At 62.8% G+C, this 13,807-nt stretch carries 13 protein-coding genes, 1 pseudogene and 1 riboswitch; of the genes and pseudogenes, 6 read left to right on the top strand and 8 right to left on the bottom strand.

Annotated elements, in window-relative coordinates:
* Positions 1 to 13 precede the first annotated feature (13 nt).
* Positions 14 to 814 (top strand): ion transporter, encoded by an 801-nt coding sequence (locus NTH_RS12635; protein ID WP_338530345.1) that lies wholly within the window; start codon positions 14 to 16, stop codon positions 812 to 814.
* Here the strand turns inward: NTH_RS12635 and NTH_RS12630 are convergent.
* The gene (locus tag NTH_RS12630; protein ID WP_338530344.1) at positions 804 to 1,892 is read right to left on the bottom strand and encodes a 2'-deoxycytidine 5'-triphosphate deaminase; all 1,089 of its coding nucleotides are present in this window, start codon (positions 1,890 to 1,892) and stop codon (positions 804 to 806) included. The two genes, NTH_RS12635 and NTH_RS12630, sit on opposite strands and share 11 nt — an antisense overlap.
* A 76-nt stretch (positions 1,893 to 1,968) precedes the next feature.
* Positions 1,969 to 2,046: riboswitch (SAM riboswitch) on the top strand.
* A 63-nt stretch (positions 2,047 to 2,109) separates the two neighbouring features.
* On the opposite strand from NTH_RS12630, the gene NTH_RS12625 reads away from it, so the two are divergent.
* A complete protein-coding gene (locus NTH_RS12625; protein ID WP_338530343.1) occupies positions 2,110 to 3,300 on the top strand; it encodes an O-succinylhomoserine sulfhydrylase in 1,191 nt (396 codons plus the stop codon).
* Positions 3,301 to 3,309: 9 nt separating this feature from the next.
* On the opposite strand, the gene NTH_RS12620 is transcribed toward NTH_RS12625, so the two are convergent.
* Positions 3,310 to 3,915: a CDP-alcohol phosphatidyltransferase family protein gene (locus NTH_RS12620; RefSeq protein WP_338530342.1), complete on the bottom strand. Its 606-nt coding sequence runs from the start codon at positions 3,913 to 3,915 to the stop codon at positions 3,310 to 3,312.
* A gap of 87 nt (positions 3,916 to 4,002) precedes the next feature.
* Here NTH_RS12620 and apaG point away from each other — a divergent pair, with 87 nt between their 5' ends.
* Positions 4,003 to 4,395 carry a Co2+/Mg2+ efflux protein ApaG gene (gene apaG / locus NTH_RS12615; protein WP_338530341.1) on the top strand — a complete coding sequence of 131 codons (393 nt, stop codon included), beginning with the start codon at positions 4,003 to 4,005 and terminating at the stop codon, positions 4,393 to 4,395.
* A gap of 24 nt (positions 4,396 to 4,419) precedes the next feature.
* Here the strand turns inward: apaG and NTH_RS12610 are convergent, their stop codons facing one another.
* The 3 genes and pseudogenes from NTH_RS12610 to NTH_RS12600 all read right to left on the bottom strand — a co-directional run bounded on the left by NTH_RS12610 (position 4,420) and on the right by NTH_RS12600 (position 7,625).
* Entirely contained in the window at positions 4,420 to 5,406 is a 987-nt protein-coding gene (locus NTH_RS12610; protein ID WP_338530340.1) for an Hsp33 family molecular chaperone, read from the bottom strand.
* A complete protein-coding gene (argF, locus tag NTH_RS12605) occupies positions 5,403 to 6,317 on the bottom strand; it encodes an ornithine carbamoyltransferase (protein ID WP_338530339.1) in 915 nt (304 codons plus the stop codon). The genes NTH_RS12610 and argF overlap by 4 nt, the downstream gene beginning before the upstream one ends.
* Positions 6,318 to 6,438: 121 nt before the next feature.
* Positions 6,439 to 7,625 (bottom strand): annotated as a pseudogene (locus tag NTH_RS12600) (aspartate aminotransferase family protein).
* 384 nt (positions 7,626 to 8,009) lie between these two features.
* Between NTH_RS12600 and NTH_RS12595 the strand changes: the two are divergent.
* Positions 8,010 to 8,540, top strand: coding sequence for a GcrA family cell cycle regulator (locus NTH_RS12595; RefSeq protein WP_338530338.1), 531 nt, complete (start codon positions 8,010 to 8,012; stop codon positions 8,538 to 8,540).
* Between the two features lie 58 nt (positions 8,541 to 8,598).
* Here NTH_RS12595 and phoU read toward each other — a convergent pair whose 3' ends face one another.
* Complete coding sequence (phoU, locus tag NTH_RS12590; protein ID WP_338530337.1) at positions 8,599 to 9,327, bottom strand: phosphate signaling complex protein PhoU; 729 nt, start codon at positions 9,325 to 9,327, stop codon at positions 8,599 to 8,601.
* Positions 9,328 to 9,555: 228 nt separating this feature from the next.
* On the bottom strand, positions 9,556 to 10,818 hold the full coding sequence (locus NTH_RS12585) for an ATP-binding protein (protein WP_338530336.1): 1,263 nt from the start codon (positions 10,816 to 10,818) through the stop codon (positions 9,556 to 9,558).
* A 141-nt stretch (positions 10,819 to 10,959) separates the two neighbouring features.
* Between NTH_RS12585 and ppk2 the strand changes: the two genes are divergently transcribed.
* Positions 10,960 to 11,847 (top strand): polyphosphate kinase 2, encoded by an 888-nt coding sequence (gene ppk2 / locus NTH_RS12580; RefSeq protein WP_338530335.1) that lies wholly within the window; start codon positions 10,960 to 10,962, stop codon positions 11,845 to 11,847.
* A 275-nt stretch (positions 11,848 to 12,122) separates the two neighbouring features.
* Positions 12,123 to 12,959, top strand: a complete 837-nt coding sequence (locus NTH_RS12575) for a transporter substrate-binding domain-containing protein (protein WP_338530334.1) — start codon at positions 12,123 to 12,125, stop codon at positions 12,957 to 12,959.
* Here the strand turns inward: NTH_RS12575 and NTH_RS12570 are convergent.
* The gene (locus tag NTH_RS12570; RefSeq protein ID WP_338530333.1) at positions 12,930 to 13,793 is read right to left on the bottom strand and encodes a sterol desaturase family protein; all 864 of its coding nucleotides are present in this window, start codon (positions 13,791 to 13,793) and stop codon (positions 12,930 to 12,932) included. The two genes, NTH_RS12575 and NTH_RS12570, sit on opposite strands and share 30 nt — an antisense overlap.
* Positions 13,794 to 13,807 lie beyond the last annotated feature (14 nt).

The raw sequence follows: 13,807 nt of genomic DNA, 5'->3' as shown, positions 1-13,807 counted from the left end.
GGTTGTTACCATAGTGAACGCCCTCAAGAACTTCCTGGAATCCCGGCGTTTCGAGCTGACGATCACCGTGCTGATCGTCATCAACGCCATCACCCTCGGTCTCGAGACATCGGAGCGGGCCATGGAGGTGGCCGGTCCGCTGCTGCTGACACTCGACAGGCTGATTCTCAGCGTATTCGTGCTGGAACTCGGGGCCAAGCTTATCGTCTATCGCGGGCGCTTCTTTCGCGATCCCTGGCGGATTTTCGACCTTCTCGTGGTCAGCATCGCCCTTGTCCCCGCGTCAGCCAACCTCTCGGTGCTGCGGGCGCTGCGTATCCTGCGTGTGCTCAGGCTGGTCTCGATGGTGCCCTCGCTGAGGCGCGTGGTGGGCGGGCTCATTGCGGCGCTGCCGGGCATGGGCTCGATCATGCTGTTGCTGGCGCTGGTGTTCTACGTGTTCTCCGTGATGGCCACGAAGCTCTTCGGCGCACATTTCCCCGACTGGTTCGGCTCAATCGGCCGCTCGGCCTATTCGTTGTTTCAGATCATGACGCTGGAAAGCTGGTCGATGGGGATCGTGCGCCCGGTCATGGAGATGTTCCCCTGGGCGTGGCTGTTCTTCATCCCCTTCATCGTGTCGACGACCTTCACCGTGCTGAACCTGTTCATCGGCATCATCGTTTCGGCCATGCAGGCCGAGCACGACGCCGCTGCCACCGCCGAGCGAAGCGCGATGCAGCAGGAACAAGAGGTCATTCTGGCGGAAATTCGCGCGCTGCGCGACGATGTGCGGGCGTTGAAACGCGAGAACGCGGGTGATGTCAGGCGATGAAATGCTTCGACAATTTCAGCGCCTGCCCCTGGTAGTTCGACTTTAGGTCCGTGCCGTATAGGGCCCGGGGCCGCGCGCCCATACGCTCGTAGACCAGCCGTCCGACGATCTGCCCGTGTTCGAGAATGAAGGGCACCTCGTGGCTGCGCACTTCCAGCACGGCACGGCTGCCCGTGCCGCCCGCTCCCGAATGGCCGAACCCGGGGTCGAAGAAGCCGGCGTAATGGACGCGGAATTCTCCCACCAGGGGATCGAACGGCGTCATCTCGGCGGCATAGGCCGGCGGCACGTGAACCGCCTCGCGCGAAACCAGGATATAGAACTCGTCCGGGTCCAGAACCAACTCGGCCTTGCCGTGATTGTAGAGCGGTTCCCAGAAATCGGTCACCGTGTGGGCCGCCTTCCGATCCACGTCGACCAGGCTGGTGTGGTGCTTGGCGCGATAGCCGACAAGGCGGTCGGCACCGCCCGTCAGATCGATGGAGAGCGCTATCCCGCCGCCGGAGATATTCGGCGTCTGCGCAGCCACCAGCGTCTCCATCTCATGCAGCGCCACAAGCTCGGCTTCCGTGAGCAGGGTCTTGCCCCGACGGAAGCGTATCTGCGAAAGCCGTGAGCCGGTGCGCAGGATGATCGGGAAGGTGCGGGGGCTCACTTCCAGATAGAGCGGCCCCTTGTATCCTGGCACGATCTTGTCGAACTCTGGCCCGAAGTCGGTCATCACGCGGGTGAATATGTCGAGCCGGCCGGTCGAACTTTTAGGGTTGGCGGACGCGGAAATATCGGCTGGCAGGGAAAGCCGCTCCATTAGCGGCACTATATAGACGCAGCCGGTCTCCAGCACCGCCCCCCCGCCCAGCGGTATCTCGTGAAGCTTCAGTCGGTCCAACTTTTCGGAAACGAGGCTCTGCGGCCCGGGCAGAAAGCTCGCACGCACGCGGTACGCGACATCCCCCAGGCGCAGATCAAGGCTGGCCGGTTGCACCTGATCCGGATCGAGCGGGTGCGGCGCAGCCAGCGCGCCGCTGTCGAAGAGCGCTGCGATCTCAGAATCTGGCAATATGCCTGCTGGGTTCACGACTTGCCTCCGGAAGCTGGTGCGCGAGCTTTAACGCCAGCCGCAATTGACGCAAGGCGCGCCGCCGTCTAAAGACAATTTATCCCGTGGTGATTTGGCCGGTCGGCTTGCAGCCACGTTAAACAAGTCGCTAAAAGGCCGCGGCAACGACCTGTCACCAGGGCGCTCGAACCGGCAAGCGGCTTCCCGCGGCCGGTTTTATTTTTGAGCGAAGACGATGACAAGCAATTTTGGCAAAGACTGGAAACCGCAAACCGCCCTTGTCCATGCGGGCACGCTGCGCTCGCAGTTCGGCGAGACGTCCGAGGCTCTCTATTTGACGCAGGGCTTCCTCTACGACAGCGCCGAAGCCGCCGAAGCCCGTTTCAAGGGCGAGGAGCCGGGCTTCATCTATTCGCGCTACGCCAATCCCACCGTCGACATGTTCGAAAAGCGCATGTGCGCGCTGGAAGGGGCGGAGGATGCCCGAGCCACGGCATCGGGGATGGCGGCGGTTTCGGCCGCGCTTCTGTGTTCACTCAAGGCGGGCGACCATGTGGTGGCGGCACGCGCCCTTTTCGGTTCATGCCGCTGGGTGGTGGAGACGCTGATGCCGCGCTACGGCATCGAAACCACCCTCGTCGACGGCAAATCGCTCGCCGCCTGGGAAGAGGCCATCCGACCCAACACCAAGCTGTTTTTTCTGGAAAGTCCCACCAATCCGACGCTGGAGGTCTGCGACATCGCTGGCATCGGTCGGCTGGCCGACGGCGCCGGCGCCCGTCTCGTGGTCGACAACGTGTTCGCCACCCCGCTCCTGCAGAAGCCGCTGGAGCTCGGAGCGCATGTGGTGGTCTACTCCGCGACCAAGCATATCGACGGCCAGGGCCGGTGTCTGGGCGGTGTCGTGCTGTCGGACAAGGAGTGGATCGACCAGAACCTGCACGACTATTTCCGGCATACCGGGCCCAGCCTTTCCCCATTCAATGCCTGGACGCTTCTGAAGGGGCTCGAAACGCTGCCGCTCCGCGTGCGTCAACAGAGCCAGAGCGCTGCTCGCGTGGCCGACTATCTGGCCGAACATCCCAAGATCGGACGCGTCATCTATCCCGGGCGCAAGGATCATCCCCAGGCGGATATCGTCGCGCGGCAGATGACGGGCGGCTCCACGCTGGTCTGCTTCGATCTGAAGGGCGGAAAATCGTCGTCCTTCGCCTTCGAGAACGCGCTCTCGATCATCGGCATCTCCAACAATCTGGGCGACGCCAAGAGCCTCGTCACGCATCCCACGACCACAACGCACAAAAATCTCACGGATGAGGCGCGCGCGGAGGCCGGAATCGGTGAAGGCACGCTGCGCCTGTCGCTTGGGCTGGAGGACGTGGAAGATCTGCTCAAGGACATTGAGCAGGCGCTGGAGGCAGCGTAGCGGGGGCCGCTACCTCAGTTCCCGTCCGGCCAGCACGATGCGCGACAGCGCCGTGTAAAGCGTTATCGACGCGAAAGCGTAGGCTAGGACGGGGAACCATGCGGGAAAGAGGCAGGCGAGCAGGAAGACGGCCAGCGTCTCGCCTGCCTCGGCTATGCCTGTGGTGAAGAACAGAGATTTGCTGCCGCGCGCCGTGCTGACCAGCCGACGCTTTTCCGCCATCACCGCGAAGGTGAGGAAGCTCGCGCCGTTGACATAGAAAGCAAAAAGCAGAACGGCGCCGGCGACGCCATTGGCAGCGGGATCGAACAATACGAAGCCCAGCGGCACGGCGCCGTAAAAGAGGAAGTCGAGCACGATGTCGAGAAACCCGCCAAGATCGGTCGGCCCATTGATGCGCGCGACCGCGCCGTCCACACCGTCGGCCAGCCGGCTTAGAACGATGAGGACGAAAGCGATGCCGAACCAGCCGACGGCCACCAGCGCCGCAGCGGCGAGCCCGATCCCGCAGCCTGCCAGCGTGACGGCATCGGCGCCGATACCGCCGCGCGCGACACCGGCCGCTATGCGGTTCAGCAGCGGATCGAGCTTCCGCCGGGCCCATCCATCAAGCAATGGTGATCCTTCCCACGATTGTCACGCGTTGATCTATACCGTGCGACGACACATATCACGTGTCACAATATCGTCAGCGGAAGATCCATGTATCGCGCAGTGACACATGACATCGAGGTGCAGGTGGAACCCTCCTTCCTGCCGGATCATTCGGACCCGGACGAAGGCAGGTTCGTGTGGGCCTATCAGGTCACCATCGCCAACCATTCGGACGAAAAGGTGCAGCTTCTGTCACGCTACTGGCACATCACCGACGGCTTGGGACGAGCACAGGAGGTGCGTGGCGCCGGTGTCGTCGGCGAGCAGCCGGAACTCGGCCCCGACGAGAGCTACCGCTATACGTCGGTCTGCCCGCTGCCGACGACATCCGGCATCATGACCGGGCGGTATACGATGCGGTCGGCGAGCGGCGCTCTGTTCGAGGTCGACATTCCGGCCTTTTCGCTCGATCTGCCGGGAGCCGATGCAACGGTGAACTGAACACCGCCGGCCGGGCGTCCGGGTCTACCGGAAATCCTCGGAATCGAACGCGTATTCCTTGGCGCAGAATTCGCAGGTGACGCGAATTTCCCCGTCCTCGGTGCTCTCTTCGATTTCCTCGGCCGTGAACCCATCCAGAATCGCGCGGATCTTCTCGCGCGAGCATGAGCAGTCGTCGATGATATCGACGCCCTCATAAACGCGCGCGCCCTGCTCGTGGAACAGGCGGTAAAGCAGCCGCTCAGCGCCGACCGAAGGGTCGACAAGCTCGTCCGCTTCCACCGTCGACAGCAACGCCAAGGCCTCCTGCCAGGCATTGTCCTCCGGATGGCCGTTGCCGTCGTCAGCCTGGTCACCGTCACCGCCCGGCAGGTCGGCCATTCGGCTGCGCTCGGGCGCCGACGGCAGAAACTGCAGCAGCAGGCCGCCGGCACGCCATCGTTCTGCGCCACCGCTCTCACCCGGCACGATGATGCGCGCCACGCCCAGCCGGACTTCGGTCGGGATTTGCTCCGATTGACGAAAATATGCGCGGGCGACATCCTCGAGCGTCGAGCCGTCGAGTTGGACGATGCCCTGATAGCGCTGCATGTGCGCGCCCTGATCGATGGTCAGTGCCAGGACCCCGGAGCCCAGAAGCTGTTCGGGCGAAATCTCCCCGCGCTCGATTGCCTCGCGCAGCCGGTCTTCGTCGTAGCGCGCATAGGCGCGGACCGAGCCTGGCGTCGTCAGGTCGGCGACCAGCATGTCGACCGGTCCGTCCGAGCGTGTCTGAACGATGAACTTGCCCTCGAATTTCAGCGAGCTGCCCAGGAGAACGGTGAGCACGATCATCTCGGCCAGCAGGTGGGCGACCGGATCGGGATAGTCGTGGCGGCCCAGGATCTGGTCGAGCATCGGGCCGACCTGCACCGCGCGGCCGCGCACGTCGAGCGCGTCCACGTCGAAAGGCACCACATGGTCGTCTCCGGCAAAGCCGAATTCGCCAAGTCTGATATTCTGTTCAGTCACTTCTCTAGACACCAGGCAAGTATCGCTTTCTGCGCATGGAGGCGGTTTTCCGCCTCGTCGAACACCACGGAATGCGGTCCGTCGATGACCTCGTCCGTTACCTCCTCGCCGCGATGGGCGGGAAGGCAATGCATGAAGAGGGCGTCGGCCGCGGCGAGCTCCATCAGCTTTTCATTCACCTGATAGGGCTGAAACACGTTATGACCGCGGGCGCGATGCTCCTGCCCCATGGAGACCCAGGTATCGGTCACCACGCAGTCGGCACCCTTCACGGCTTCCTCGGCCGATCCGGTCAGTTCCACGCGGCCGCCGTTGGCTCGCGCCCAATCGACGACACGCGTCGAAGGTTCGCTGCCCGCCGGCACCGCTATATTGAGGCGGAAGCCGAACCGCGCGGAAGCTTCGATCAGCGAATGAAGGACATTGTTGCCGTCGCCGGTCCAGGCGAACAGCCGATCCTTCACCGGACCGCGATGCTCCTCATATGTAAGTATGTCCGCCATGATCTGACAGGGGTGTGTGTCGTCCGTAAGACCATTGATTACGGGTATGGTGGCATTTTCCGCCAGTTCAAGCAGCCGATCGTGCGACGTGGTGCGGATCATGATGGCGTCGACATAGCGCGACAGCACCCTTGCCGTATCGGCAATCGTCTCGCTGCGGCCGAGCTGCATCTCGGCTCCCGTCAGCATGATCGTCTCGCCGCCGAGCTGGCGCATCCCGACATCGAAGGAGACGCGGGTGCGCGTCGAAGGCTTGTCGAAGATCATGGCCAGCGCCTTGCCTGCCAGGGGCTTGTCGCGTTCGCCGGCCTTGAACCTTTCCTTGCGGCCGCGTGCATCGTCCAGCATGGCGCGCAGCTGGTCCTCGGCAATGCCGGCGATGTCGATGAAATGCCTTGGCGTGGTCATGATGGTCGTCCCCTTCCCCTACAGCGCCGTGCGCCCCTTGCGGTCGCACGAGGCAGGCTGCGGATTCCTCAATCGAGCACCTTGCTTCCCGAAAGCCTGTTCCGGTTTTCCTGCGAGTGCACTAGTCGCCGGTGGCGGTCGCGATACCCTCGAATGCCGTGTGCACCCGCTCCAGGGCATCCTGGATCTCCTCTTCGGACACAGTGAGCGGCGGCAGCAGCCGAAGGACGTTTTCGCCAGCCGGCGCGACCAGCATCTTCTTGTCGCGCAGCGCCTGCTGGACAAGTGCGTTCGGCTTTCTGCACCTGATGCCCAGCATCAGGCCTTCGCCGCGGATTTCGTCGACGATTTCGGGGAAGGTATCGGCAATGCCGGCAAGGCCCTGCTTCAGGAGCAGTCCCTTGCGGGCGACGCCTTCCAGAAAGCCCTCGTCGAGCAGGATATCCAGAACCGCGTTGCCGACGGCCATGGCGAGCGGATTGCCGCCGAAGGTCGTGCCGTGGACGCCGGCTGTCATGCCCCTGGCCGCGTCTTCCGTCGCCAGGCATGCGCCCATGGGAAAGCCGCCGCCGATGCCTTTGGCGACGGCCATGATGTCGGGCGTGATACCCGTCCACTCGTGAGCGAACAGCCTGCCCGTGCGCCCGACGCCGCTCTGGACCTCGTCAAGGACCAGCAGCAGACCGTGCTCGTCGCAAAGCTGCCGCAGCGCACGCAGCGTTTCGCCCGGCAGGACGCGGATTCCGCCTTCTCCCTGGATCGGCTCGACCAGGATCGCCGCCGTCTCTTCGGTGATGGCTTTCCTGACTGCCTTCAGGTCACCGAAGGGCACTTGGTCGAAGCCCTCGACCTTCGGACCGAAGCCCTCCAGATATTTCTTCTGCCCCCGGCGGCGATGGTCGCCAGCGTGCGGCCATGGAAGGCGCCTTCGAAGGTGATGATGCGGTAGCGGTTTTCCTCACCGTTGACGAAATGGTGGCGGCGCGCCGTCTTGATGGCCGCTTCCAGCGCCTCGGCGCCTGAATTGGTGAAGAAGACCTTGTCGGCGAAGGTGTTCTCGGCGAGCCGCTCACCCAGCCGCTGCTGTCCCGGAATCTCATAGAGATTGGAAGTATGCCACAGCTTGCCCGCCTGCCCGACCAGCGCGGCCACGAGATGGGGATGCGCATGGCCAAGCGAGTTCACGGCGATACCGGCCGCGAAGTCCAGATAACGCGTGCCGTCATGGGCTATCAGCCAGGTGCCCTCGCCCTTTTCGAAAGCAAGGGGAAGCCGCGCGAAGGTATCGTAGAGCGCTGCAGTGCTCATGGACACATTACTCCGAATGCCGAGGCTCGCCGCAGCTTTTCGAAAGGCGGGCCGCCGATGAAACCAAAAAGCCGCCCCAAGGGCGGCATGCGGGCTCTATATCCGTGTTTTCCCGCTGGAAGTCAACGCGGACGGCCGTTCGGCAGCGACGGCGGCCTCCCCCGCAGCCTCTCGGTTTTTCGCGCAAGCTGGGGAAAACCGAAAAAAGAGATTCGCGACGCCAGCCAGACTCTTGTCACGGAGTCAACCGATAAGGTAGCTTGGATCTGTAACGACTACATTTCGTGCGGCGGACCATCACACCCATGCAGATATGGTGTCCCCTTGGTTTTATCGGGGGGAAACCGGTAGGGATTCCGCACGCTTGGACAGGAGCGTGTCCCGATGAACTGGACAGATGAACGCGTCGAACTCTTGAAGAAGCTCTGGGCCGAAGGGCTGAGCGCAAGCCAGATCGCCGCGCAGCTCGGCGGTGTCAGCCGCAATGCCGTGATCGGCAAGGTTCATCGCCTCAAGCTATCGAGCCGAGGGCGGGCTTCTGGCGCGCCCGCACGCCAGAAGAAGGCGACGGCCGCCACCTCCGGCACGGGAACCGGCAGCGGTGCAACATCGCGCCGTCAGCGCACGTCGCGCACTATGACGGCAACCATCGGCGCCAACGCGCTGCAGGTGCAGTTCGAAGAAGACGCCGTTGCCTACCAGCGGGTGCGGCCGGTGGAGAATGTCGTTGTGCCCATGTCGCGCAACCTGCGACTCGTGGAGCTCAACGAGCACACGTGCAAGTGGCCGAACGGGGATCCACTGTCGGAGGATTTCTCGTTCTGCGGCAACAAATCGGGCGATTCCGGCCCCTATTGCAACTACCACTCGAAGCTGGCCTACCAACCGGCAAGCGAACGCCGGCGCAGCCGGTAACCTCTCCTCCCTGGAACCTGAGGCGGCTTCGGCCGCCTCTTTTTTGTCGAAGAAGAGATTAGTCCTTCGAACCGTCTCCGCTCGGCGCCACCACACGATGGCTGCTGTCTTCCTTCGGCCGTTCCGACGGCAGTTGCGTACCCGTGATGATGTGGTGCACGGTTTCGGCGATGTTCGTCGCGTGATCGCCGATGCGCTCGATGTTCTTGGCGCAGAAGATGAGATGCGTGCAGGCGGTGATGTTGCGCGGGTCCTCCATCATGTAGGCCAGAAGCTCCCGGAAGAGCGAAGTGTACATGGCGTCGATCTCTTCGTCCCGATCGCGCACGAACCCGATCTTTTCCGCCGAGCGCGACGCGTAGGCGTCGAGCACTTCCTTGAGCTGCGTCAGGGCCAGGTCCGACAGGGCCGATAGGCCGCGGAACAGGCGCGTGGGCTGACGCGCCTCGGTAATCGCGACCGCGCGCTTGGCGATGTTCTTGCCCAGATCGCCGATGCGCTCCAAATCCCCTGAAATGCGGATCGCGCCAACGATCTCGCGCAGATCTGCCGCCATAGGCTGGCGCCTGGCGATGATGATGACGGCCTTTTCTCCGATTTCGCGCTCCTTCTCATCGAGAAAGACATCGTCTTCCACTACCTTGCGGGCAAGGCCGAGATCGGCGCCGACAAGTGCGGCAACGGCCTGCTCCACCATGCGCTCCGCATAGCCGCCCATCGAACCGATCTGGTTCGTCAGAAAGCGCAGCTCCTCGTCGAAGGTGCGCATGATGTGCTGGTTGTTCATGCTCTTTTACATCCCGATCTCTACAGCGCCATTCTGCCTTCCAAGGGGATGAAGGAGGCGATGCGCCATTGAACCTACACATCGCGCCGCAGAAGACTTGAGGCGCCAGATGGCCACTGAATCAATATATCCCGAAGACCTAAGCTAACTACATGACGGGAAAAAGAAACCGCCGGGCGTCCGCAAACTTCATTTGTCGGCTACTTGTAGCGCACGGCCGCGGCGCACTCATTCCGGCGGGAAGTGGACGGTGAAGGCGGAGCCGTCCCCCACCTTCGACCTGACCGACAGGCGCGCATCGTGCCGGGTCAGGATGTGCTTGACGATGGCCAAGCCGAGACCGGTACCTTTCTGGGCGCGGCTGGTCTCCACGTCAACCCGGTAAAATCGTTCGGTGATGCGGGGGATATGCTCTTCGGGAATGCCCGGACCGAAGTCCGTCACGGTGACCGTGGTCTCGCCGTTGGGAGCCTCCGGGTCGGCCGTGACCAGCACCTTGCCGCCGTCGCTGCCGTATTTGCAGGCGTTCTCCATCAGGTTCTGGAACACCTGGACCAGTTCATCGCGGTGGGCCGCGACCTCCAGCGGCCGGTCAGGGAGGTCCAGCACGATCTCGACGCCCGATTCCGAGGCAAGGTGGGTCAGGCTGTCCGCGACACCTTCCAGGAGCACGCGCAGGTCGACCCGGGTTTCAGGCTTGGCGTACGGCTTTATCTCGAGCCGCGACAGGGAAAGCAGGTCGTCGATCAGGCGCGCCATCCGCCCTGTCTGGTCCTGCATGATCTGCAGGAAGTTCTCCCGCGCCCGCGCATCGTCGCGGGCCGGGCCGCGCAGCGTTTCGATGAAACCGGAGACCGAGGCCAGGGGCGTGCGAAGCTCATGGCTGGCATTGGCTATGAAGTCGGCGCGCATGCGGTCGATGCGGCGCGCTTCGCTCTGGTCCTTGAACAGCAGCACATGGAGCCCGCTGCCCTCGCCGATTGCGGTGGCCGAGACACGGTACGCTCGCTCGACCGGCACCCGTTCGACATAGTCGGTCGACAGGGCCCCCTCCCCGCCCCGAAGCACACGGTCGATGAAGGCGTGCATCTCGGGCTGGCGGAACTTGAGCTGCACCGAACTGCCGGCGGCGGTCGTACCGAAGGCCTTTCCGGCCGCCTGGTTGGCATAGACGAAGGCTCCTTGGCCATCGATGATAAAGAGCGGGTCCGGAACGGCGGCCGCCAGATGAATGGCGGGGAGGGTGTCGATACTGGTGGCCACAGCCGTGCCTTCCCGGCCCCGCTGCTCGGTCGCTGCCGCTCCGCCCGCGGCAAGGGCGACGATGACGACCACCAGCGAGGCGCCGAAGGCCAAAAGTCCGTTGCCGTTGCGTGAGAGGTCGATGAAGAGAAACAGGACAAGCGCGGCGGCGAGCACAGGCCAGTGCCTGGAAAGACGCGCTGCGCCCGTCCGCAGCCAGCTTTGCAGCGATGCACCCCGTTCAGCCATACCCGCTTTCCATCCCTGCCCGACGACAGTCTGCTTCGATCAATATCGGCTGGACCTTGCTTGAAGCCGTCAATAGCATGCCGCAGATTTCATTGCGCCAGCGCATTGCCAAAGCAGATACCGCCGCGAGGAAACGCTTCTATGAACAGCCCCTTGGACAAGTCCGCGAACGAGATCAAGCTAAAGATCGATGGTAAGACGCGTGTCTTCGACATTAATGAGCCGGAATTGCCTGACTGGATCGCCGATAACATCCTGACCGCCGGCGGCTACCCTTATGATGAAAGGATGAAGCGCAAGGAGTATGAGCGGCAGCTCAAGGCGCTGCAGATTGAGCTGGTGAAGCTGCAGGCATGGCTGCAGGAGACGGGCGAACGCGTGATGATCGTTTTCGAAGGTCGCGACGCGGCCGGCAAGGGTGGAACCATATCCAGGATCCGCAAATACATGAACCCGCGTACCGCGCGGAACGTGGCGCTGACGAAACCTACGGAAACTGAGCGCGGCCAATGGTATTTCCAGCGCTATGTCGCGCATTTCCCGACAGCCGGTGAATTCGTCACCTTCGACCGCTCCTGGTACAATCGCGCCGGCGTGGAGCCGGTAATGGGATTCTGCACGCCCGCCCAGCACGAGCGGTTTCTGGAAGAGACGCCCAATTTCGAACGCGCCATCGTCAATGACGGTATCCACCTGTTCAAGATATGGCTCAACATCGGCCAGGAGACGCAGCTCAAGCGCTTCCACGACCGGCGGCACAGCCGTCGAAAGCACTGGAAGTTCTCTCCGATGGACATCGCTGGCATGGAAAAGTGGGACGACTATACACGGGTGCGCGATCTCATGCTGGAGCGTACCCATTCGCCCCATGCCCCATGGACGGTCGTGCGGGCCAACGACAAACGCAGGGCGCGTCTTGCGGTGATCCGCCGCATTCTCCTGTCGCTGCCCTATTCGGGCCGCGACCTCGATACGATCGGAGAAGAGGACGGGAAGATCACGGGATCGGGTGCGGATTTCCTCGGCTGAAAGGGCGGCGCGGCGGGTGCGGTGTCTTATCCCAGTGATGCGCCCTTATGTAGCAAAGGCACCAAGCCAAATTCCACGCTATTTGCACTTTGTCCTCCGCTCCCGTTGGGAGATCCGCACCGTATCCGGGCGCTCCCCGGAAAGATGGCGTGCACAACCCTTACGGACGCCAATACGTATATTACGACCAGCGATATCGGCGGCTTGCATATGGCTTGCCGTTCACAACAGCACGCAAAAGCCATATAGACCGGTGCGTTAGCGAGGGACAGTAGATGCGATGGCTTTCGGGAATACTGTTGGTATTGTTGGCCCTGGCGCTTCCGGCCAATGTCGAAGCCGATATTGCTATCCCTCATATTTGGGAAGCCAAGAAGCGGTTGGCGAAGCCGGATTTGAGCAGCTTGCCGCGCCTGCGGTTTCTGACCACAACCGATTTCTTCCCATTCAACTTTCTCGATGACGAGGGCCGGTTAACCGGCTTCAACGTCGACCTGTCCCGTGCGATCTGCGAGGCCCTTGCCATAGCGGAGCGCTGCCAGATACAGGCACTGCCCTGGAACGAACTGGAGACGGCGCTGGCCAACCGCCAGGGAGAAGCCATCATCGCAGGACTGGCGATCACGAGCGAGAGGCGCATGGTCTACGCGTTTTCGCGTCCTTATCTGCAGTTTCCTGCCCGCTTCCTCGCCGCACGCGACAGTCCGATCGAGGAGCCTGTCCACATCACCGTCGAAGAGCGGCGGGTGGGCGTGCTGGATGGGTCGGCGCATGAGGAAATGCTGCGTGACCTGTTCCCGTCAGCCCAACCGGTCACCTATTCACGTGCCTCATGGCTCTTGTCGGACCTCAAAGCGGGAAAGATCGATGCGGTCTTCGGAGACGGCATGCGGCTGGGCTTCTGGCTGGCCGGTGAGGAGGCTGCCGGTTGCTGCAGATTCATCGGCGGTCCGTATCTGGCGCCGGAATATTTCGGCCAGGGGCTGGCTATCGCCGTCGACGAAGAGCGCTCCGACCTGGCCGACGCGCTCGACTATGCGCTCCAGGAGATCGAGCTGTCTGGCACCTTTGACGAACTTTACCTACGTTACTTCCCGGCTGGCTTCTACTGAGCCTTGCCGCGCACGGCGCGGCCGCAGCGGCCGAAACGGTAGCGCCAGCGCCCATAACAGGGCGGCAGTCGATCTACCCCTGTAGTCATCGAGGCCGATCTTCATGCCTTCATGGCCGAGTCTCGGCTGGGCGATATAGGTTCGGAACAGCCGATCCCACACAGATAGATTGAAGCCGTAGTTGGAATCGGTCTCGGTGCCGATGCAGGAGTGGTGGACGCGATGCATGTCCGGCGTGACCAGGACACGCCGCATGACGCGGTCGATGCGGGCAGGCAGCCGGACGTTTGAATGGGTGAACATGGATGTGCCGTTGAGGACGATTTCGAAGGCCAGCACTGCCAGGACGGGCGCTCCGAGCGCAACCACGACGGCGGCTTTCCAGACCATCGACAGCACGATCTCCAGCGGGTGAAATCGCAGCCCGGTGGTCACGTCGAAGCCGTTGTCGGCGTGGTGCATCCGATGAATACGCCACAGGAGCGGGATCTTGTGGCTAGCCACGTGCTCCAGCCAAACCGCAAAATCGAGGATCACGAAGGAAAGAATGCCGGCCAAGAGCGGCGATATGCCCAACGCGGGAAACAATCCCAGGCCCTGCGTTTCGGCCCATAGCGCCGCGCCGACGGCGGCGGCGGGAAAGATGACGCGCAGCATCACCGAGGAGATCAGGACCAGAGAAATGTTGGTAAACCAGCGCCGTGCCTTCCAAGCGCCGGCCATTTCATCCCGCTCCAGCCGCGGCGACCACAGCTCGTAGACGGCCATCGCAATGAAAATCGTCGCGAAAGCACCCAGCCTGATTGCCGCTTCGGAGAACATGACTTCGCTCATGCCCATTATATCGG

It is taken from the genome of Nitratireductor thuwali, from assembly GCF_036621415.1.
Taxonomy (GTDB): Bacteria; Pseudomonadota; Alphaproteobacteria; order Rhizobiales; family Rhizobiaceae; genus Chelativorans; species Chelativorans thuwali.
This window is presented reverse-complemented; position numbering and strand designations above follow the sequence as displayed.

What these genes read in the sequence shown, in the direction of transcription:
- NTH_RS12625 (WP_338530343.1), top strand. Translation starts at nt 2,110, where the DNA reads ATGACAAGCAATTTTGGCAAAGACTGGAAACCGCAAACCGCCCTTGTC.
- apaG (WP_338530341.1), top strand. Translation starts at nt 4,003, where the DNA reads ATGTATCGCGCAGTGACACATGACATCGAGGTGCAGGTGGAACCCTCC.
- argF (WP_338530339.1), bottom strand. Translation starts at nt 6,317, where the DNA reads ATGACCACGCCAAGGCATTTCATCGACATCGCCGGCATTGCCGAGGAC.
- NTH_RS12595 (WP_338530338.1), top strand. Translation starts at nt 8,010, where the DNA reads ATGAACTGGACAGATGAACGCGTCGAACTCTTGAAGAAGCTCTGGGCC.
- phoU (WP_338530337.1), bottom strand. Translation starts at nt 9,327, where the DNA reads ATGAACAACCAGCACATCATGCGCACCTTCGACGAGGAGCTGCGCTTT.
- NTH_RS12585 (WP_338530336.1), bottom strand. Translation starts at nt 10,818, where the DNA reads ATGGCTGAACGGGGTGCATCGCTGCAAAGCTGGCTGCGGACGGGCGCA.
- ppk2 (WP_338530335.1), top strand. Translation starts at nt 10,960, where the DNA reads ATGAACAGCCCCTTGGACAAGTCCGCGAACGAGATCAAGCTAAAGATC.
- NTH_RS12575 (WP_338530334.1), top strand. Translation starts at nt 12,123, where the DNA reads ATGCGATGGCTTTCGGGAATACTGTTGGTATTGTTGGCCCTGGCGCTT.
- NTH_RS12570 (WP_338530333.1), bottom strand. Translation starts at nt 13,793, where the DNA reads ATGAGCGAAGTCATGTTCTCCGAAGCGGCAATCAGGCTGGGTGCTTTC.